Here is a 22,611-nt window from a genome sequence, read left to right as displayed (position 1 = left end):
AACAAAATCAAATAAAAATGCTATCTTATACATCTCGTTAATAAGCTTTTAAAAATGAAAATAAAATACTTTATTTTTGCACTGTTTTTATACTTATCATATTATTCGTTAGGTAGCTACATTTTGAATTACAATACATCTAACTATATTTCAAACGGAGATATTATCTCTCATTTAAAATATAAAAATAATTCTGAGGGCTTATATTTAACAATAAAAAAATCAATAGAAAAAATTTATTACAGCCGCTTAATTTAATTGCGTTATTAAACTAAAAACACACTACATTCTAACCCAAGTTGATATGAGACTTTAAACATGATTAAATTACTATTTATTTTCATGACCTTTCTTATTCCAGTTCATAGCTTTGCTTTGAATGATTTAAACAATAATAATGAATTAATTTATAACTATATTTACCCAAAGAAAGACCCCTTAATTTTCAATGGGAACCTCGGTGAGTCACCATCCAACAACTACATGATTAAAAACACAAATCAATCAAAATACTTTAATTTTCATGTAACTAATAACCAAGAATACAGACAATATCTTGATGACCGACAAGAGCAATTTTATCAAGGGGGAACTCGAGCATTGAATCACTATTCAGATAACTTGGGTATAATAATTCCATTTAATTAATAGCTGTATCAATATTTTTCACTTCAAAAATGTTGAATTAGAAAAGCCATTATTTCAAATAACAAACGTTATTATTTAATAACAATGACGATATAGCCATTAAAATGGCTATATCGTTCACTAATATTTTCTAGCGGAAAAAGATCTCTTTGTCGGCCACATCAATCTTTAATGAATTCTGCCAACCTGTCAGCGTCAATTGCGCTAACTCTGCCAACCCCACATAAAATGGAAAATTGGCATTAGCTTGCAGTTTATTGAGATAATGGAACGCCCAAGGCAATAAATGCTGAGCTAATAACTCATTTAATTTAAGCGGCTCATTCTCAGCCACCCATGCCACCATCATCAACATCAAACCAAAATGATCTTCAGGTTCATTTTGCGTTAAACAAATATCAATGTGATTATGTTGCATCCATTCACGTAATTGCAGTGTGGAATCACCAAAAATGACATTTTCTTTATCTAGCCACACAGAACCCCATGGCGGTGATGGCAATGCGTAAGGGCCAATAAATAGCCGCTGATAAGCTTCATCTAAGCTTTCATTATCTGTCTGCAAAACAGCTAATTGACGGCCAATAGTCTGTTTTTGCTCTGCCGAACCATATGGCCAATCTTCAGCCCATTGAGGTGATGACAGTAAGCCAATAATGTCTTGCACCTCATTTGGCGAATAATAGAACGCGGCGCCAAGAACCCGCGCCGTTAAAGAAATATTGTTCAAAGATTGTTCGTTCATGATGTGCTTCTATTCACTTTTTATATAACTATTAATAATAAAAGGGATTATACTCTAAATAATTCGAGTTGCAGGTAGGCGACAAACGAAAATAGTCGGGAGCTTAGCCCCTTATGCCTTAACGAAAAATCCTACAACTTGAAAGATAACGGATATATATCCCCTAAAACCTATAACTATGTGACTGATGTGAGAGAATACAGGCTTAGCAACAAGATTGCTAAGCCTAAGAGTATATTAATTAACAGCCATACCCACCGTCATATGCAGACCATAGAAAACACCGCGTCCGACAATTTCCCCTGCAAATACGAATAAAAAACCTATTATCATATTCAGAACGGAGGGATTACGTCTTGCCACTAACGGCATGATCCAGCAGCCCAACCCCATTGCAATCGCGACGATCTTAATATCCATCAAGATCCCGTAATCAGGAACCAAATCAACCGCTCTTTGTACTGGCGTTTCAATACTAGCCAGATCAAAACCTTGTGAAATAGCCACTGCTACACTCACTAACAATGCCACAATACTTAATGCAGGCACGCGACGGATACATTGTAAGTCGAATCTAGCAATTCGCAGTAAGAGCGCAGCTAATATTGGCCCACCAAGGAATGCCGTTAATACAAAGTTGATTATGGTGTAGCTATTATTCCATGTTGGCACCGTTTCGATTTGGTAAACACGTGGTATGGCTACAATAAATACGGCTGCTAAAACCATTACCACGATCAACCATAGCTTACCCAATGCGGCTGGCATTTTATTCAACACCGCTAATAACCAATACAGGCCACCTAATGCAAAGAATAAAGCTCCGCTGGCAATTTCATTACTTAGCGAAGACGCTCCTAAGCGGTTAAATGCATTAAAGGCGCGTAATGGGCTCCCCATATGGATAGTCGATAATAAGAAACCAATGCCCATCAATAGCCAGAGTCCAAACATGCTGTAATGTACCCTGCGGTTTAGATCAGCCGATAACTTTCCACTCAATAGTACCGCTGCCATCATGACAAAAGCACCCGCGACACTTTGGCCTATAACAGTAAAAAACATTAATGGCCATTCATGAATTCCCGATCCCATATTATACCTCCTCCGGGTTAGCCAGATGCCCGGTGGTATCACCGACAGGACGACTATTGGCATTCAATTTTAAAACAATGTTTGGATGAGTATATTCCGCAGATGGCAACGGTGCGATTTCGGCCAAATTACCATATTTTGCCCGTAACTCTTCGATTGGCGCCAAATCTAATGCACGCAATGGGCAAGACTCGACACAAATTGGCTTTTTACCTTCTGCAACACGCTCATAGCAGCCATCACATTTGGTCATATGACCTTTCACTTCATCGAATTGCGGTGCGCCATAAGGGCAAGCCATACTGCAATAACGACAACCAATACAAACTTCTTCGTCAACGACCACGAAACCGTCTTCGCGTTTATGCATGGCCCCACTTGGGCATACTTTTGCACAGGCAGGATCGTCGCAGTGATTACAGGAAATCGACAAATAATAAGCAAATACGTTTTGCCCATATACGCCATCCTGCTCTGTCCAATCACCACCCGCATATTCATAAATACGACGGAAATTAACTTCCGGAGATAAATTTTTAAAGTCCTTACACGCTAGCTCACAGGTTTTGCAGCCAGTGCAACGACTTGAATCGATATAAAAACCATATTGCGTTGACATAACTGGCATCCTTAAGCTTTCACAACTTCAACAAGATTAGAGTGTGATGGGTTACCTTTCGCCAAAGGCGATGGACGTTGCGTGGTTAATACATTAATACTTCCTGCATGATCCACTCGATTCCCATCAGGGTCATACCAAGCACCTTCACCGAGACCTACAACGCCTGGCAGAATACGCGGTGTCACTTTAACTTTAACGCGAACCTCACCACGATCATTAAATATACGCACTAAATCGCCATGTTTTACATCGCGTTTTGCCGCATCTTGAGGGTTAATCCATAGCTCTTGAGGACATGCCGCTTTTAATACATCAACGTTACCGTACGTCGAGTGTGTACGTGACTTATAATGAAAACCGGTTAACTGTAATGGGTATTTCTCCATTAATGGGTCGCCGTACTGCTCAAAGCCAACGGAATATATTGGTAATGGATGTATTTCATCCCCTGCATTCAGCTCCCATGTCTTTTGCAGTTCCGCCAGCTGTGCTGAATAAATTTCAATTTTGCCGGAAGGTGTGGTTAGTGGATTGGCAACAGGATCTTCACGGAAGCTCTGATAAGCCACATGATGGCCGTTAGGGTCACGTTTTTTGAAAATACCTTGCGCACGGAACTCTTCAAATGTTGGTAGCTCAGGCAATGCAGCGCGAGACTGCTCATACAGGTGGCGTAACCACTCTTCTTGGGTACGATTTTCAGTAAACTGCTCACCAACGCCCATACGTTTAGCAATTTCACTGGTCATTTCATAGATATTGCGGCTTTCAAAACGGGGTTTAATTGCCTGATCGGCAAAAATGACATAGGACATGTTGCCAGCAGAAGCATCCATACAAAAATCCATCTGTTCTGATGCTGTACAATCAGGTAGTAGGATATCGGCATATTTTGCAGACGCTGTCATATGGTTATCAATCACCACAATCATCTCGCACTTCGATTCATCTTGTAAGATGTCATGAGTACGGTTAATTTCCGAGTGCTGATTAACCAAACAGTTGCCTGCATAGTTCCATACCATTTTAATTGGCACATCTAGTTTATCTTTACCACGAACACCATCACGAGTCGCCGTCATTTCAGGGCCACGTAAAATTGCATCCGTCCACATAAACATAGAGATACTGGTCGTCACTGGATTAGTTAATGTAGGCATACGAACAAAAGGAATGCTATACGATCCTTCACGAGCGCCCGTATTACCGCCATTAATACCAATATTGCCCGTCAGAATTGCTAACATTGAAATCGCGCGAGAAGCTAATTCACCATTAGAGCGACGTTGTGGACCCCAACCTTGCACAATATAAGCAGGTTTTGCTGTACCAATTTCACGCGCTAATTTTACGATCCGTGATGCGGGGATCCCCGTGATCGCAGCCGCCCACTCAGGCGTTTTTGGTTGACCATCAGGCCCATCGCCAAGAATGTAAGCTTTGTAGTGCGCATTTTCAGGTGCGCCTGCGGGCATTGTTGTTTCGTCATAACCGACACAATATTTATCAAGAAACGGCTTATCAATTAAATTTTCTTGGATCATGACATAAGCAAGCGCACTAACTAATGCCGCATCAGTTCCTGGACGAATAGGGATCCATTCATCTTCACGACCAGCACCTGTGTCGGTATAACGAGGGTCGATGATGATCATTTTAGCATTGGATTTTTCGCGAGCCTGTTCAACATAATAAGTCACCCCGCCGCCACTCATACGTGTTTCACCGGGGTTATTACCAAACATCACGACCAATTTAGAATTTTCAATATCAGAAGGGCTATTACCATCAGCCCAGCCGCCATAGGTATAATTTAAACCTGCGGCGATTTGTGCAGTACTGTAGTCACCATAATGGTTTAAATAGCCACCACAACAATTCATTAATCGGGCGATCAAGGTAGCTCCTGGCGGCCATGATTTGGTCATGGTGCCACCCAAGGTACCAGTACCGTAATTGAGGTAAATAGACTCATTGCCATAGTCTTTAATTAAACGTTTCATGTTGTCGGCAATGACATCAAAAGCCTCATCCCAACTGATCCGTTTGAATTTACCTTCGCCACGTTTACCTACACGCATCATTGGATAGCGTAGACGGTCAGGATTATAAACACGGCGACGCATAGAGCGCCCACGTAGACACGCACGCACTTGATGTAGCTCTTCATAAACATCATCACCTGTATTATCGGTTTCGACGTATTTGATTTCGCCATCAACCACATGCATGCGCAATGGACAGCGGCTGCCGCAGTTTACAGTACATGCACTCCAAACGACTTTTTCATCTGCTATTGGAGTTGCTACTTTTTGCTCTGTCGCTGCTGAAGCGCGAAATGGAAGAGAAAATCCCCCAGCCGCCGCAGCCAAACCCGTGATCGTACTTGCCTTAACAAATCCTCGACGGGTCAGAGGAGCAAAAACCGATGCTTTCTCTTTCATATTTGCCATACATAACTCACTCAATTAATTTTTTTAAAGTGTTAGAAGTAACGACTTCTATCAAATATGATGCGTGCTATTCTCAATAAAACGATTGCCCGCATAATTGAAGGTAATTAAATTTTGATATGATTAATAATACCTATCATTAAATTTAAGAGATTGTCTTACATCAATAAATGCACCGATTATAAAGTCAATGAATCACACAAAATCATTGACTTAACATATCAATTATCAATGTCATTTATATAATAAAATATATAGCGCATGTTTTTATAAAAAAAAGAAATGATAAATTGATGCTAGGAGATAACAATATACAAGGAAAACAGCTTCTGATTTAATATATCATGATATGCGCAAAAACTTGATGTTAACAAATATTCACATATCAATTAGCTAACAAAAACTTAATAAAAGGTATTTAAATAAAAATAATTTCCATTTTCATTCCCTAGCTTAAATGTTCTATTTTCTCCTTAAATAAACTTAATTAGATTTAACCCTCTCTTTTCCCTTGCGCTATAAGGCCGTTAGTGTTTTCCGTCAAACAAAATCTTATTTAGACTTGTCTATAGATTTATAGACAACCTATTAGGATTAATCCAATTTTATCTGCTTAAAGTCTGAGCAAATTAAATTTAGAATAACAACTAAATAAAACACTTAAAAAAACCTTTTAAAACACAGAGTTACCATTAAAATTAAACACTATAACTTATCTAAAAGAGACATTAAAAACAGGATGTTGATCTCAATATTTAATTTAATGAGCAGTCAAATATTGACTCGATAAGTGAATATCGCTATTAGTTAAATTATTGTTAATTTTGTTGCGGTGGTGATAAATTGGAAATATCTCAAGTTGGTGCAAAAAAAGCCGATGCCTCGTTAGATGCAAACGCAAAAGCAAAATGTATTCGTGGGATCGTTGGGGCAGCTTCGGGCAACTTGGTTGAATGGTTTGATTTTTATATTTATGCCGTGTTTGCTGCATATTTTACCAAAGCACTCACCCCACAAACGATGGAACCGCTCACTCAATCTATTTATGTTTGGGGAGTATTCGCTGCAAGTTTCTTTATGCGCCCGATTGGTAGTTGGTTATTTGGGCGTATCGCCGATCGACATGGCAGAAAGCGCTCAATGGTCGCTTCAATCTATTTAATGGGCTTCAGTTCTTTCCTGTTTGCTGCTCTCCCGACTTATGCACAGGTTGGTATGTTAGCGCCTCTTTTATTGTTGTTAGTACGCCTACTGCAAGGTTTATCTGTTGGCGGTGAATATGGTGCTGTTGCAACCTATATGAGCGAACTCGGTCTTAAAGGGCAACGGGGCTTTTTTGCATCATTCCAATATGTCACTCTGTCTGGCGGGCAATTACTTGCCAGTTTGCTCAGTGTCATCATGTTAGCATTTCTCAGCGAACAACAATTGCATGATGGCGCTTGGCGGATCCCGTTTGTTCTTGGCGGCTTTGCAGCTATTGTGTCGCTGATTGCGAGAAAACGGTTAGATGAAACATTAAGTAATGATGCATCAGAATCTAAAGAATCCGGATCTTTAATTGCCCTACTAAAACAGCATTGGCAATCCTTTATATTAGTGATTGGCTATACTGCGGCAGGATCATTATGCTTTTATATTATTACCGTTTACTCAAAAACCTATCTCACCAATATCGGTATTGATAGTAAAGTCGTCGGCTATATCATGACCACCTCATTATTTATCTTCATGATATCTCAACCATTATTTGGTATCATTTCTGATAAAATCGGCCGCCGCGCAGCTATGATCACTTTCACATTGTCGATGATTATATTTATCTATCCGGTGATGGTATTAGGCATGCGCCATTTCGCTCAATCCCCTATCATTATCGCCTTACTATTAATATTTTTAATGATGTTACTCAGCTTCTATACGTCGATTAGTGGGTTGGTAAAAGCAGAAATGTTTCCCCCTCACTTACGTGCGCTAGGAGTCGGTGTTTCCTATGCTATTGGTAATGCAATATTTGGCGGCTCAGCCCCGTCTGTTGCATTACAATTTAAAGCCAGTGGCGCAGAAAATGCATTCTTTATTTATGTCATGGTCGTACTCGTTATCTGTTTGTTATGTTGCTTTAAATTACCTAAAGAACCTAAATATTTAAATGATAAACACTAGGTAGCTTAAAAAGGGTTTATAGCCATATTTCGCTATAAACCTTTTAATTTATTTTTTAGAACGTCCAGTTAACCCCAAGAGCAACATGATTATCTTGATAGTTTGAAGATAAGCTTCCTGAATAATCTAAATATATCTTAGCATTTTTGCTCATGAACAAATCAGCACCAACGTTTACTACAGCACCATTTCTTGAGGCAGGGACACTACTCACAGTAAAATGTTGATCTGATCCTTTCAGTACCAAAGACATATCTCGATTAACATTATCAAGTTGGTGCTGCCAACCCAATTCATGATGAAGATTTAAGTACAATGATTGCCCTATTGGTAATTCAGTTTCCGCTCTTAATCCTAATATCGATATTTTAGCATCTGCACTTTGTTTATTTGCATGCAATGCTGTAATACCCCCCATCTCGTTAATATCAGCACTTCGCATATTCACATAAGCCAGATTAAAAAAAGGCTCTATGTTCACATTGTTAAAGGTAGTCTTCTGTCCTACCTCAATAAATATTTGCGAGACATTTGCTGAATAATTACCTGTTAAATAATCCTGTTGTTCGTAGTACTGAATAGAACGTTGAGTATCTATATTATATAAAGAGTATGTCGCACCAGAACGTATCATCAAATTATCAAAATTTTTACTGCCATAAACACCGATATGATATTGATGAGCTTCGGCATTCGTACGATAGCCATTGTCAACTGTTGCTTGTGTATAGCCGGTTACTATCCCCCCTTGCCAGCCATGATCAAAAACAGAATCAATACCTAATAACACACCATAATTTGATGTTCGATAACCTCTTGAATTCGAAGTTCCTGAAGCATGTCCCCAAGCACGATGTATTTTAGCCCAAGCACCACTTGAGTTTACTTTAATATCCGGTGCGACGTTACGACCACTGGATTGCAATAGCCGCTGATTGAGTGTGTCACGTAAATAGTAGCTATCATTAATCATTGCAGATGTGATATCCGCATAAATTTGACCTGATAATTGATGGTATATGTCTCTAACCTCATTTTCATTAGTTAGTATCAACATGCTTTCATAAATAGGATGGCCGGCAGCCATTGAATCAATAGCGCTAGCAATAGAACGCTCATTTTTAGTCAAAGCGATATCGGTAAAGAGAACATCATTGCGTTTAAAATTTAATATGACAGAGTTCTCTGTATAATTTAATGACGAGTCTAGAAATAAAGAATAAGGTTCTAACTGATTAAATTCACCACTTAGCCCCTTCAGCGCTGTTAAAATAGTCATCTCTTGATTAAGAAAGCTATTAACATTGTTATATTGCAGTAAATTACCCCATTCAGAGAGAGAAATAATAAGGTCAGCATTATTAATTTGAGCCATACCATCGCTTTGAATTAAATCACTCCCTCCATCAAGGGAATATTGCATTAAATAGAAAGCACCTTCATCAAATATCACATCCCCCTTCACAGATAAAGTGCCAATACTATTACCCGGAGCAATGACTGCGCCTTTTTCAACATTCAATGCACCTATGGTGCCAGTGCCTGAAAGGATCCCATTATCTTGAACATTAACGAGTGAATTACCATGGTAGCCATTAATAATTAGGCCACCTTCCATAACTGTTGTCGTTCCTGAAAAACTATTGTTACCAGTCAGTTCAAGAGCACCTGATCCATCTTTAATAAAGTGTCCATCACCAGTAATATCATTTCCCCATACATCATAGGCATTAAAACCACCTTTACTGCTATCCATGATGATATGGATATCACCATTAAATGCTCCATAACCGTCCACGGCTGCATATAAATTTAACCTAGCCCAACCAGAACCATCATCTAGGGCGTGGCCTGATTCAATTTCAGTTGTCGCCAAAACATCTCGTCTTTGTTCATTAGTTAAATAAGGAAACCGAGTTGCAAGCAATATTTCAGCACCTTCAGGAACAACAGGAGCTAAATCTGTTGGGCCAATCGCAGATAAACCATAAGTTAAGCTCCATGTATATTGTTCTTTTTTCTTTTGCAACTCATCAGCAGTACTGTTATCGACAATACAGTCAGCGATAGTGCTATTACATCCCATTTCAAGTAGTGAGCGCAGATCCAATTGTGCATCTGCTATTAATGATTGAAAATCATTTGATGTTGTTACAGTCTGCCCTAACAACGATACGGTATCTTGATTTAAATAATCAGGGTTGTTATTCAATATTTGCGTTAACGTATAAAGTGTCATTATACGCGCTCCAATGACATCTAGAGGATAATGCACTCCCAACACTACACGGCTGTTAGCATACTCAGCCCCACGATATAAAAATGCTTGAAATAATTCAGGGATCATTTCAGCAAACAGTAACGTTGTCGTAAAACCAAATGTTGAGTGGCCGCTAGGGAAGGCGGCATTACTGACCACCGTAGATAAAATATCATTTTGTCCATCAACCACATGACCAAAAAAATCTACACCATCAAAACTGTCGATATTATCAGCAGAGACTTGAACTGGACGAGAGTTCCCCACTGTATTTTTATGTTCATTATCCGGTTGGTAAGCAATATCATAAATATTATAAAAACCATCTTCAGGCAATGTAATATCCGTTGCGAGATTATTAAGATCGCCATCAATACTCCCATTGGCATAAAAATTTTTAGCAAAGGTCGTATTTTCCTGAGTCAGTGTATTAGCTTCAAATAATAGTTTTTCGAAACTTGATGAGAATGTTGAAGCACTATACATGTTCTCATTAATACTATTATTTTTAGCAAATATCTCACTCATTGTTTCCCCTAAAGCATCAGAAACCAGTAAGCCATTTGACATAGAACCAAACAATGCAGCAATGGTATTATCATAAATCGCTTGTTGGCGTAGTTCTTCAGTAGAAGAGTTATTGATAGAGATAACTGCTGCAATATTTTGACTTAAAATATTTTTTCCTGCATCGGTATTATTTAATTGACTAAAACTAATAATTAATTCGGTTGCGTTTATGATCCTTTCTTCGACTGCATAAGCAGGTGCTAATGCACCTAACACTAACATAAGTAAGTATTCTTTTCGTGAAATAAACATTATAAATTAGCCATATTCAGATATTGTAGGTGCAAAACAATATCGTCGAAATATGACTAAAAAATTAAATGACGTGGTACATGAAAAATTATTGCTACAAAAGCACAAAAAACCTATCCACTTTGCGTCTCCCTCTTTTTAGCCTCACAAAAATCATTTCAATCAGTAATAAATTGAAACAAAATAATTCAGAAATTTAATATCGGACAAAAGTAAATTAAAGATCGATTACATTAATTTTAAAGCCATAATTAGAATTTAAGATAGAAATAACTCATAAAATGACTACTTTTATCATATATTTAACCTTTCAATAAACAAAAAAAATGAGATTACACAAACTATTTACATCGAAAAAAACGATCGAAAATACACGCGTGATAGATTTCATCTATCGAAAATCACCATCTAATTAGATACAAACATTTTTACATCCGGTATTAACTCGCTATAGTAAATGCTATATATAGCCAACCATGACATTACCTTCACACAGAAAATTTGATAGAAACTGAATATGGAAGAAAATAGACTGACTGCATTAGCAGGTCTTTTTTTGCGCAAAGCAAGAAAAGAAAAAAACATCACGGGTAAACAACTCGCAAAGTTAATGGGAATTAGCCAACAACAAATTTCTCGTTATGAGAATGGCATAACACCATTAACACTTGATCTATTACACCGATTCTTATTAACCCTAGATCAGGATGGATTAACTTTCATGCAAAAAATTTTCCACGAATACCATGGTAGTATTAGCAATAAACCAGAAACACTATTCAGCCCACCACCGCTAAGCCAATACATTAAACACTTTATTAAAGATAAAAGCTGTTAAATACGATTAATTACTCCACGTACTTTTGTTCATAAATTCATCTTTATTGCGACAGCAAAATAATAAACCAATATAGAACAAATTTATGTTTATTTATCGTTACTTTACACCTAAAATTCGGCCAAAAGGCTTTAAATGAAAATATTTTCCCAAAAAATTATTTACAGTAGGAAACATCATTAATTTCCTCGCGAATCAGGTTAGTTTAGATACAATATTGAGTCAAAAAACAGACAACATTAACCTTGGAACAAAAAGCTTATTTCAAAAATAATGAATTTAGCACCCAAAATAACCTCAAATAAATTGTCAGTATATTTTACAGAATGAGTTAACAACTGGATTCAAATTTAACAAATTTATCAGTAAAAATGACTAACCACGTACTTAAACAAAATAAGAAAACAATAACCAATTGTATATAAAGGAAAAAATCATGATAAATATATTTATCTATTTTATTAAACAATAGTGTAAACAACATGTGACGCTGTTTAAATATAAAAACAAGACAAAACCAAAATATCATTTTAAATAAGTAAAACGCATAAATAGTGATATTTAGCAAACCTTATACAATAGCAAGTTATTTTTCAACCACACAATCAATCCATAAGGCAAATTAAATGCATTTAAGCCGCATATTTATTACGTTATTTATAAAACCTCATCAATAAAACACACAATAAAAAATTGAACGTTATTTAGCTAATTCAAGTATTTTTGTTTATTACTTACCAAATGAAACTAATTTTAGCTTCATTTTAGTCAGAAAAATAATAACTGTACACTTAATCTGACATCAACCTGTGTTTTTTCCTTCTTTGAAATAGCCCTTTTTATCAAGAAACCGCGCAAAGCCTTTACAGGCTTGACTATATTCGGTTACGAATATTAGCATTTCACTTAATATCATTAACAAATAATACCCCTAATTAACAATGCAGTGAATTATGGTAATATGATTATCTTAAATTGTAATAATTTACTATATAAAAACTAAGGTTATTATTGAGGTTATAGATGAAAATCTCGAGAAGAAAACTACTTTTAGGGGTCGGTGCTGCGGGTGTTCTCGCAGGGGGTGCTGCGGTTGTTCCAATGATCCGCAGAGAAGGTCGTTTTGAAACGACTAAATCTCGAGTTCCTGCGGTAGCAGGTACTGAAGGTGCATTACCAAAATCCGCAGATGCCGTTGTTATCGGTGCGGGTCTCCAAGGAATAATGACTGCAATTAATCTTACTGAAAGAGGAATGAATGTTGTTATCTGTGAGAAAGGCGTTGTAGGTGGCGAGCAATCAGGCCGTGCCTATAGCCAAATTATTAGTTACAAAACTTCTCCAGAGATTTTTCCATTACACCACTATGGAAAAATTTTATGGAATGGCATGAATGAAAAAATTGGTGCTGACACCAGTTTCCGCGTTCAAGGCCGTGTAGAGGTTCCTTCTAGTGAAGAAGACTTAGAAATCTCAAGAGAGTGGATCAGAAAAACGGCGGAAAATCCAGGTTTTGACACTCCACTGAGAACCCGCATGATCGAAGGTGATGAGCTAGCTCAACGCCTTGCCGGTGCTCAAACACCTTGGAAAATCGCTGGCTTTGAAGAAGACTCAGGTAGCCTTGACCCTGAAGTTGTGACACCAACGATGGCTAACTACGCAAAATCATTGGGTATCCGCATCTACACTAATTGTGCAGTACGCGGTATTGAAACAGCTGGCGGCAAAATCTCTGATGTTGTCACCGAAAAAGGCTCAATCAAAACCTCTAACGTTGTTCTGACCGGCGGTATCTGGTCTCGCCTATTTATGGGCAACCTTGGTATTGATGTTCCAACACTGAACGTTTATCTGTCTCAGCAACGCATTACTGGCGTACCTGGTGCACCAAAAGGTAACGTACACTTACCAAATGGTATCCACTTCCGTGAACAAGCTGATGGGACTTATGCAGTTGCTCCTCGCATCTTCACCAGCTCAATTGTTAAAGATAGCTTCCTGCTAGGGCCACGCTTTATGCACCTGCTACAAGGTGGTGAGCTGCCATTAGAATTCTCTATCGGTAAAGATCTCTTTAACTCATTTACCATGGCAACTTCATGGCAATTAGATGAGAAGACACCATTTGAAGAGTTCCGTACCGCAACCAATACACCAAATACTGAACATCTTGATGGCGTACTGGAACGACTGAGAAAAGAATTCCCAGTATTTAAAGAGTCTAAAGTAGTTGAACGTTGGGGTGGTACCGTTAGCCCAACAGATGATGAAATACCAATCATCTCTAAAATTGAACAATACCCGGGCCTTGTTATCAATACAGCAACAGGTTGGGGTATGACAGAAAGCCCTGCGTCTGGTCAACTGACTGCGGATCTATTAATGGATACCAAACCCGTTATCGATCCACATCCATACAGGCTATCTCGTTTTACTGAGTAATAAGAACGCTTTTTTTACGAGTATTTATACACTTAATGTACTCTAAATAATTCGAGGTGCAGCTAGGTGACTAGTGTGTGAGTTAACGATGTCACTCCCTATATGGGAAAGGCTGCAACTTGAATTATGATGAGTATATAATTTTGATAATGTTAAGGAGCTTACATGCGCTATAAAACTTTACTGCTTTCCCTTCCGTTGATTTTGGGTGTAGCGAGTGCAAATGCTGAAGGTGTTAAAACCCATAAGCTACAAGGAATGCCTATCGCTGAATCCGTAGAAATTAGCGCTAACAATGATATCATTTTCCTAAGCGGGAAAGTGCCTACTAAGATCTCTAAAGATGCACCTGAAGGTGTTTTAGAGTCTTACGGTAACACTGAAGTTCAAACTGTTAACATCATGAATCAAATCAAAGACCACTTAGAAAAATTAGGTCTGACCATGAATGATGTTGTCAAAATGCAAGTTTTCTTGGTTGGTGGTGATGAAACCCAAGGAAATATGGATTTTGCTGGCTTTATGGCTGGATATTCAAAATTCTATAATGACAAATCAGAGAATCTACCTGCTCGTTCAACATTCCAAGTGGCTAAATTAGCAAATCCAGCTTGGCGTGTAGAGATCGAAGTGACTGCTGTTCGCCCTAAGAAATAATTTTATAAAGCCGCTTCAAGATATTGAACGCGGCTTTATCCTTAACTTATCTAGGTGGCAAGCCTATTTCCTTTGACTAAAATGGCTTTAATTCACATCAAAACTTACCTTCAAAGATAAATACCCCCCTAGTAATACATCGCAATTAACTTATTATCGACGGATTTTACTTCGATCGGCGTGTCAAAAATATCTTCGATAATTTCTGCTTTCATAATGTCATTCGGCGCACCGTGATAAGCCAATCTCCCCGCTCTCATCGCGATGATATGATCTGAATAAACTGACGCAAAGTTAATATCGTGGATCACTAAGATAATCGTTTTACCTAATTCATCTGCGGCACGGCGTAACAACTTCATCATAATCACTGCATGCTTCATATCTAGGTTGTTAAGTGGCTCGTCCAGTAGCACATATTCCGTGTCTTGGCACAGTACCATTGCGACATAAGCACGTTGGCGTTGTCCCCCCGATAATTCATCCAAATAACGATAACGCAAATTAGATAAATTTAAAAAATTGAGTGACTCATCAATTTTCTTTTTATCATCAATAGTTAAGCGCCCTTTAGTATAAGGAAAGCGCCCAAACCCCACCAGCTCTTCGACGGTTAATCGGCTGGCAAATTGGTTCTCTTGACGCAACACCGATAAATACGTCGCTAATTTATCACTTGGCGTCTTTACAACATCTAATTCATTGACTTTTACATGCCCCGAGTCTGCGGTGAGCAGACGCCCAATGATTGACAATAGCGTTGATTTACCCGCCCCATTAGGCCCTATAATCGAGGTAATGCCACTATTTTTAATGGTGGTCGTGATGTTATCTAAGACCTTAGTATCCTGATAACTTTTCGATATCTGATTAATTTCAATCATACTAAAACCTTCTTAACACCATATAAATAAAGAATATGCCACCGATAAACTCAATCACGACAGAGAGCGTACCTGCCATATTTAGGCCATAATCGAGGATCAATTGCCCGCCAATCAATGCAATCACACCTAATAAAAAGGAGACAGGTAATAGATAACGATGTTGGCTGCTACCACTGATAAAATAGGCTAGGTTAGCGACCATTAAACCTAAAAAAGTCAACGGTCCAACTAAGGCTGTAGACACTGCCACTAAAATAGAAATGAGTAATAAAATCACCGTCACTTTTTGGCGATAATTAATACCTAAATTAATTGCATTCGCTTGCCCTAATGCCAAAACATCAAAGCAATAACGCATGCGCCACAACAAGATACCGACAACCAAGGTAATAACAAGGGTAAATAAAATTAACTCAGGTGTTGCTCGAGTAAAAGTGGCAAACATACGACTTTGCAGGATCGAAAATTCATTAGGATCCATCAAACGTTGCAACAAAGTCGCCGTACTTTGGAACAAGGTTCCTAAAATAATACCGACCATCAGTACTAGATTAATATTCAGTTTTGCAGATACGAACAACCAGCGGTATAGCAGCACAGAAAATAATACTAATAGAGAGGATTCTAATAAAAATTTACCAATATTCAGTAACCAAGACGCAGGCAGACTATCGGTATAAAATACGAAAATAGTCTGTAATAAAATGAATAACGCTTCTAGCCCCATAATAGAGGGAGTTAAAATTTTATTATTAGCGATAGTTTGGAACAGTACCGTCGAAACCCCTGAAGCAAATGCCACAAGTATCATCGTCAGTACCATATAACCTCGATGAGGTAGAATATAAGCCAGATTATTACCAAGGTTAATCGTCATAAACAGGACAATAGCGATAATTGATAACCCTAATAACAGCCATATTCTTTGTAATGGTGTCATTCTTTTTTTAGGTAACACCACTGACGCATTAACTTTTTGCATAACGTTGCTGCTTCAACAATAAAAAAAGGAAAATAATTGCACCAATCACACCTAAAACCACACTAGCTGGGATCTCAAAGGGATAACGAACCAAGCGTCCAATAATGTCACAGAGTAAAACTAGTCCGCCGCCTGCGATACAAATCCAAGGCAGTGTTTTACGAATGTTATCCCCCATCACTAAGCTGACAAGGTTTGGAATAATCAATCCTAAGAACGGCAACGCACCTACCACCACAACTACGACACCACTGATTAATGCGATTATTGATAGGCCAATCGTCATCACTTTGCGGTAATTTAAACCGACGTTGACTGCAAATTCACGCCCCATACCTGCAACAGTAAAACTATCGGCAATCCAACAGGCTAATAATGTCAGTAATCCAACTAGCCATAACAGCTCATAACGACCTTGGATAACGCTAGAAAAATCACCGCTCATCCAAGCACCTAAAGATTGTAATAAATCGAAAGAGTAGGCGGTGAAGATAGTCAGTGCACTGATTACAGCGCCAAGCATGATACCAACGAGTGGGACGATTAAGGCTGATTTTAAGATCACTCTACGTAGCAGCAACATAAACAACATGGTGCCTAGCAAAGCAAAACCACTTGCCACCACCATTTTAGTCATAATACCTGCCGCTGGGAAAAGCACCATCACAAATAACAAGCCTAAGCTCGCTGATTGTGTTGTTCCCGCTAACGAAGGCTCAACAAAACGGTTTTGAGTAAGCAGTTGCATGATCAACCCTGCTACGCTCATCGCGCTACCCGCAAGGATTAAAGAAACGGTTCGAGGAATTCGGCTGATAAAAAAGATATCTTGCATCTCTGGATCAGTGAAAAGCGAAACGGGTGACACGTCACCCGCTCCGATAAACAAACTAATCACGGCTAATACCAATAATGCGATAATTCCCAAAAAGAGATAAAGCGTTTTCATTGATTAATTTGTTTGGCTTTTTTCTAATGCGTTATTAACATCGTCCATTAATTGAGAGTATGTTTGGATCCCACCCGCAATATAAACCGCTGTTGGATCAAGGTAAGTCACTTGTTGTTTATTCCATGCAGACGTTTTTCTCACTAATGCATTATCCAAGACTTGCGCTGCTGGCTGAGCATCAGTGCGGCCGATTGCACTATCACGATCAATCACAAATAGCCAATCAGGGTTTAACTTGACTAACAGCTCTGCGTTGACAATATTACCGTGTCTGCCAGTATCATCAGGGAACACGTAAGCAGGTTCGAAACCTAATTCATCAAAGATAAAACCAAAACGAGAACCTGGGCCGTAAGCTGAAATCTTGCCACCGCTAACCAAGATCACCATCGCCTTTCCTGCATTAGGTGTTTTTTGTTTAATTTTAGCTATTTTATCTTTGAAATCAGCAACCAGTTGCTCGGCTTGCTGCTCTTTTCCAAACAACACACCAAGTTCGCTAGTACGCTCATTTAAGCTATCAATAAAATGCTTATTATCAATATCCATTGAAATTGTTGGTGCGATTGCACTCAATTTGTCATACGCATCACGAGCACGGCTGCCACCTAAAATTAGATCTGGTTGAGCGTTACTAATCGTTTCGTAAGCTGGTTCGAACAGCGTCCCTGCGTTGATATATTCGGTCCCGCTGTATTTAGAAAGAAACTTAGGAAGATGAACGTTTGTTTGTGGTAGGCCTGCAACAGGAACACCTAATGCATCCATGATATCGAGCGTTTCCATATTCATTACAAACACTTTTTCAGGGTGACGCGGTACTTCTGTTTTACCTTGCGCATGTTCAATTGTCATCACCTGCTTCTCAGCAGGTGCGGACGTTGTTGTCGTTTCTTTCGATTGATCACAACCCGCTAATACCAACGCCGATAACAATACCAACCCTGATGTTAATGATTTTACAAACATCCAATAACCTCCGTCTTTTTCATTCAATAAACACAACGGTTAGCATCATCGTTCACAACCTAGGTTGAGTGCTAATTGTGCCCATAATACAAATAATGGCGTCTATACTCTAAATAATTCGAGGTGCAGCTAAGCGAAAAGTGAACGAATCGCTAGGAGCATAGAAAACTATGTGACTGCACGAGTGAGCGTAGTCAACAACGCTGCAACTTGAAGTATGACGGGTATATATTACCTTGTCATTAGCACAAATGATATTAGTTTGCATTTGCATTCGCGAAAAATGTAATCACACGCACATATTGCTAAATGAATTATTGATTGTAAAACGTTTGTGCTGCCCACTATTTTATTAAATTTATCAAGGCTGCCATGCTACTTAGACATACCTAAGTAACATGTCAGCCTTCATTTAAACTCTCATAGTGAGGTATAGATGAATAAAAACCAAAACAAGCTTCTTCTATAGATAGAGCATCAAATAAAAATATCACTCATTTATAGGACAACTAAAGTTCTGATTGCACATGTTGTAAGCTGCGGATCCAAGGTTTATCACGTTGAATTGCTGAAGGAAGAGTTTTCAAAGCACGTTTTGCTGAGGACATATTTGGGTATTCACCATATACCAATACATACCATTGCCGCCCATTGCGCACGGTCTCATACACTAAATAATTTGATAATTTGTAACGACGAGCTTGGTCATATAATCCAGCCGAAGAACTAGCACTCCCCACTTGTAGAGTATAATGTTTCGGTGAGGCATTGCGTGGATCCCCCCCCAAGTTATAAGTAGGGACTGGTGTAGGTGTATTTGATACCATCATTTTAACAGGTGCTTTTTTCTCTACTATAGGCAATGGAGTTTGTGATGACAGCACAGAGTGAATGAGAGGATCCTCAGGCAATTCAGATAAAGTTTGAGCTAGCATAATATTAGCTTCGAGTTCCAATGGTACATGAGATGGTTCAATAGCCGGATATACAAATAGGTTATCATCCTCTGACTGCATAGGTACTTGCATTGGTGTGAGTACTTCGCCCTGTCTATTTTTGGCTAATTCAGCTTCTTGCTCAGGCGAAAGCAAAATAGTGATAATAACCTCTTCTGCGGGCTCCGGAGGGTTACGCGCAATATCCAACGGCCTGATCCGTTCTGCATTCACCTTATAAGCAACTCTTTGAGGTGCTTTTTGGTGGTTATCAGACATAAGCTGTGCCAACACAGACCATTTGTTCACTACGTTATCAAAAGCTGTTTGATAAAACTGACTTGCCCAACTAATGGCATAGTTCAGTCGAGGTATTGCCGCTATCTTAAGAGGTAATTGCTGCTGCCCTATTATTTTGGTCAGTGTATAAAGTTTAGGTACTGAAATAATCGCATTTCCCAGTAGATTTGGGTCAATTTTAGGCGCTTCAATCAGAGTCAATTCAATATCATTCACTTGAACCTTATTCATCATAGTAAGATCAGGTAATTGCTGGCAAAGCGCTTCATTTAGCGTACCACTAACCACCCGAGGTTTTGATGATAGCATCGCTGTCTCTTCATAAATATCAGAGAGCGCATCAAGTGCCATATTATGTACTTCGTCTTCTGCTTGTGCCGCTTTTTTTAACCACAATTCAGCGCACGTGTTATCTTGGACACCACCATCTCCCGTATAAAACAAAATTCCAAGGTGGAATTGCCCAAGAGAGTAACCTTGCATAGCAGACTGATGAATATAGTAACGACCTTTGACTAAATCAACGGGAACACCATCACCATTAATTAGTTGCACTCCCTTATCATGAATGATTTCAACAGCAGTAGATTTCGCCAACGATGTAGAATAACGAAGTAAACCGATTATTAAGATAAAAAATAAAATAATATATTTAATTATGCGGTCATAATATGGGAAATTAGGCATAGAGCTCTTCCTAATAAATAGAATAAATCATAACTACGATTACTTTAATAAGTTAAATAACTTCGCTGCCTTTATCACTTACTGGGAAATGTTATAAAGCTCCAAACTTCGATGGAGCTTTATTGATAAAAAAGCTAACGCTTAAGGCCAGTCTACTGTTATTTTTACGGAACCAGAGCCCACACCCAAATATCTTTCCTCACCCGCTCCAAGAGAATGTAGCCTCCATGTAAGATCTGTCGTTAAATTATCCCAACTCGTGCCAGTAAGTTTGTATACAGGGCTTCCCATTAAAGATAGTTGGTTGTCGGGAACAGTATTCCCATGTTCGTCTGTTACTCCAGATGCCTGACTCAACTCAATTCCCCCTACAGGCTTACCACTTTTGTTCAACAAATACATAATGTTCTTAGAATTAGGATAAAGTAGATTGCTAGCTTTAAAGGTAAGGTTTACCGAAATAGGATCTGTAGGGCTTCCCTCCTGACAGCGGATAGAAAGTTGGCTTGTTTTGGTACTTACATACACGTGGTCATCGCGTTGTATTATAAAAGGCCACTCAAAACTATTTGGAGTAACAGCAACGGTGCACTGGCGAGGTGGCCCTTCTATTGTGACATCCCCTAAAAAGGCAGTTTGCCCTCTAATCCACGAGATAGGGTTCACCACTCTGACACCCAGCTTCTTTGTAATTTGACCATTGATAAAACTTTTCGGCCCAGCATAGATAATAAGAGTCCCTTTAGTGGTAAACGAGCCATTATTATAAACCCACTGATTGTTGTTCTCACTACCATACCTCATATTCATATGATAATAGGATGGCATGTTACATTCTGGTGCGGAATATGTCGCTGTCCCATTAGAGTTCCAAGTTTTTGTATATTGTCCCCCCCCCGCTCCGAGAAGGCTAGAATCTGTATAGCCATCAAATGCGACGATAACATCTGGAGCAATTTGGCGTCCATAGTATCGGTTATCAGAAGACCAAGCATTTGTAGTGTAGGCGCTCGTACCTCTGTCACATCTGGCACTATACGCCTCAGCAACTGGATCATCTTTATCCGATATCCATAGCCCCGATAATGGCACTATCGGCCAGACAGCACTAAACTGACCATCTTCGCTCAACTGTACATTTATCCTGTGTTCTTCACCTGCATGTAAAACAACATCAGCAATTAATTGAGGAGAAAATAAACAACATATAACCCCGAGGATAAATTTTTGCGGTGATCCTAAATATTTACTTTCTTTTTTCCTGAATACTTTATCGTTCGATATTGGAGAACTCAGTGGCGTATTAGATAATTTTTGAGATTGCTTATTCCATTGCTGAAGCTTCTCATCATCCTTCACTAATACATATGACTCAGTTCCAGAAATACCTTTGCCAATTAACCAAGTACTTATCCAATTAAAGCACCTATAAACTCGGCCAATAAGCGTCTTTTTCTGCTGAGAAAATCTTTTAGGCTCATTATATTGTATCATTTTAATTCTCCTACTGGCGGCTGTAACCAGCGTTTTCTATTTGGGGCATTACTTGGCTGTATTACTTCTTGTTTACTGGTCACTACGGGTTTGTCATTAACCGTTTCTGCTTTATATTCTACTTGTGGCTGAACCTGTTTTTGACCACTGACACAACGATAAGACACTTGGCGGATTGGCATATCCGTAGAAATCGACAAATTACGTAAATCAAAGCTCACTTGACACTGCTGAGCCAGAGTTTCCCCCCATTTAACCAACAATTCCCCTTTTTCTGGTAAACCGGTGAGATAGACTTGGCCTGCATCACCGACAATACTGCTAATGGTTTCCGCTGCATTATCTGAGATGAGGGTGGCAACTGCCCCAAAAGGCACATGTTTAGCACCCTGTTTTAATGTCATTAGCACTTGGTAACCAATACGGGTTGCAAAGCTCGCTTTAACGACTGCTCCTTTGGTTGGATAGACATTCACGTTTGATTGCGCTAAATCCACATCCTGAGGTAAAGTGCTGGGGTCTAAGCCCATGTCACTGATCATGTAAAACTGATCCACTAACGATCATAGAAAACTGAGCCACTTGGTATTATCCGTACATTTTTGTACGGGGAATTTATGATTACCAAGGAGATATTTGTGGATATTCATGTTC

At 38.8% G+C, this 22,611-nt stretch carries 16 protein-coding genes; 4 read left to right on the top strand and 12 right to left on the bottom strand.

The annotated features are described in order from the left end of the window. Positions 1-778 precede the first annotated feature (778 nt). From dmsD to dmsA, 4 genes are all read right to left on the bottom strand, one after another. On the bottom strand, positions 779-1,393 hold the full coding sequence (gene dmsD / locus SC428_RS19400) for a Tat proofreading chaperone DmsD (RefSeq protein ID WP_283125927.1): 615 nt from the start codon (positions 1,391-1,393) through the stop codon (positions 779-781). Between the two features lie 237 nt (positions 1,394-1,630). Then, the gene (locus SC428_RS19395) at positions 1,631-2,488 is read right to left on the bottom strand and encodes a DmsC/YnfH family molybdoenzyme membrane anchor subunit (RefSeq protein ID WP_070925357.1); all 858 of its coding nucleotides are present in this window, start codon (positions 2,486-2,488) and stop codon (positions 1,631-1,633) included. A gap of 1 nt (position 2,489) precedes the next feature. Next, positions 2,490-3,107: a DMSO/selenate family reductase complex B subunit gene (locus SC428_RS19390; RefSeq protein ID WP_070925356.1), complete on the bottom strand. Its 618-nt coding sequence runs from the start codon at positions 3,105-3,107 to the stop codon at positions 2,490-2,492. Between the two features lie 11 nt (positions 3,108-3,118). Next, positions 3,119-5,563: a dimethylsulfoxide reductase subunit A gene (gene dmsA / locus SC428_RS19385; protein ID WP_404826921.1), complete on the bottom strand. Its 2,445-nt coding sequence runs from the start codon at positions 5,561-5,563 to the stop codon at positions 3,119-3,121. Between the two features lie 843 nt (positions 5,564-6,406). Here dmsA and SC428_RS19380 point away from each other — a divergent pair. Continuing rightward, positions 6,407-7,729, top strand: a complete 1,323-nt coding sequence (locus tag SC428_RS19380) for an MFS transporter (RefSeq protein ID WP_081335849.1) — start codon at positions 6,407-6,409, stop codon at positions 7,727-7,729. Between the two features lie 55 nt (positions 7,730-7,784). Here SC428_RS19380 and SC428_RS19375 read toward each other — a convergent pair whose 3' ends face one another. Beyond that, positions 7,785-10,811: an autotransporter domain-containing protein gene (locus tag SC428_RS19375; protein ID WP_318709757.1), complete on the bottom strand. Its 3,027-nt coding sequence runs from the start codon at positions 10,809-10,811 to the stop codon at positions 7,785-7,787. Between the two features lie 517 nt (positions 10,812-11,328). Between SC428_RS19375 and SC428_RS19370 the strand changes: the two genes are divergently transcribed. From SC428_RS19370 to SC428_RS19360, 3 genes are all read left to right on the top strand, one after another. Then, entirely contained in the window at positions 11,329-11,649 is a 321-nt protein-coding gene (locus tag SC428_RS19370) for a helix-turn-helix domain-containing protein (RefSeq protein WP_081335848.1), read from the top strand. A 1,023-nt stretch (positions 11,650-12,672) separates the two neighbouring features. Beyond that, the gene (locus SC428_RS19365) at positions 12,673-14,094 is read left to right on the top strand and encodes an NAD(P)/FAD-dependent oxidoreductase (RefSeq protein ID WP_070925352.1); all 1,422 of its coding nucleotides are present in this window, start codon (positions 12,673-12,675) and stop codon (positions 14,092-14,094) included. Between the two features lie 165 nt (positions 14,095-14,259). Further along, complete coding sequence (locus tag SC428_RS19360) at positions 14,260-14,751, top strand: RidA family protein (protein ID WP_070925351.1); 492 nt, start codon at positions 14,260-14,262, stop codon at positions 14,749-14,751. Between the two features lie 128 nt (positions 14,752-14,879). Here SC428_RS19360 and SC428_RS19355 read toward each other — a convergent pair whose 3' ends face one another. The 7 genes from SC428_RS19355 to SC428_RS19325 all read right to left on the bottom strand — a co-directional run bounded on the left by SC428_RS19355 (position 14,880) and on the right by SC428_RS19325 (position 22,499). After that, the gene (locus tag SC428_RS19355; RefSeq protein WP_070925350.1) at positions 14,880-15,635 is read right to left on the bottom strand and encodes an ABC transporter ATP-binding protein; all 756 of its coding nucleotides are present in this window, start codon (positions 15,633-15,635) and stop codon (positions 14,880-14,882) included. A 1-nt stretch (position 15,636) separates the two neighbouring features. Beyond that, complete coding sequence (locus tag SC428_RS19350) at positions 15,637-16,620, bottom strand: iron chelate uptake ABC transporter family permease subunit (RefSeq protein WP_070925349.1); 984 nt, start codon at positions 16,618-16,620, stop codon at positions 15,637-15,639. After that, positions 16,607-17,569, bottom strand: a complete 963-nt coding sequence (locus tag SC428_RS19345) for an ABC transporter permease (protein WP_140186418.1) — start codon at positions 17,567-17,569, stop codon at positions 16,607-16,609. Before SC428_RS19345 ends, SC428_RS19350 begins: the two co-directional genes overlap by 14 nt. A gap of 3 nt (positions 17,570-17,572) precedes the next feature. Beyond that, positions 17,573-18,541: a siderophore ABC transporter substrate-binding protein gene (locus SC428_RS19340; protein WP_140182957.1), complete on the bottom strand. Its 969-nt coding sequence runs from the start codon at positions 18,539-18,541 to the stop codon at positions 17,573-17,575. A 509-nt stretch (positions 18,542-19,050) separates the two neighbouring features. After that, the gene (locus SC428_RS19335) at positions 19,051-20,463 is read right to left on the bottom strand and encodes an SPOR domain-containing protein (RefSeq protein ID WP_283125933.1); all 1,413 of its coding nucleotides are present in this window, start codon (positions 20,461-20,463) and stop codon (positions 19,051-19,053) included. Between the two features lie 141 nt (positions 20,464-20,604). Next, positions 20,605-21,957: a hypothetical protein gene (locus SC428_RS19330; RefSeq protein ID WP_318709745.1), complete on the bottom strand. Its 1,353-nt coding sequence runs from the start codon at positions 21,955-21,957 to the stop codon at positions 20,605-20,607. Further along, a complete protein-coding gene (locus tag SC428_RS19325) occupies positions 21,954-22,499 on the bottom strand; it encodes a FimD/PapC C-terminal domain-containing protein (protein ID WP_412544809.1) in 546 nt (181 codons plus the stop codon). The genes SC428_RS19330 and SC428_RS19325 overlap by 4 nt, the downstream gene beginning before the upstream one ends. Positions 22,500-22,611 lie beyond the last annotated feature (112 nt).

The sequence above is a fragment of the Providencia sp. 2023EL-00965 genome, from assembly GCF_033550225.1.
Taxonomy (GTDB): Bacteria; Pseudomonadota; Gammaproteobacteria; order Enterobacterales; family Enterobacteriaceae; genus Providencia; species Providencia manganoxydans.
The sequence above is the reverse complement of the archived record's forward strand: the minus strand, read 5'-3'. Positions and strand labels throughout refer to the sequence as shown.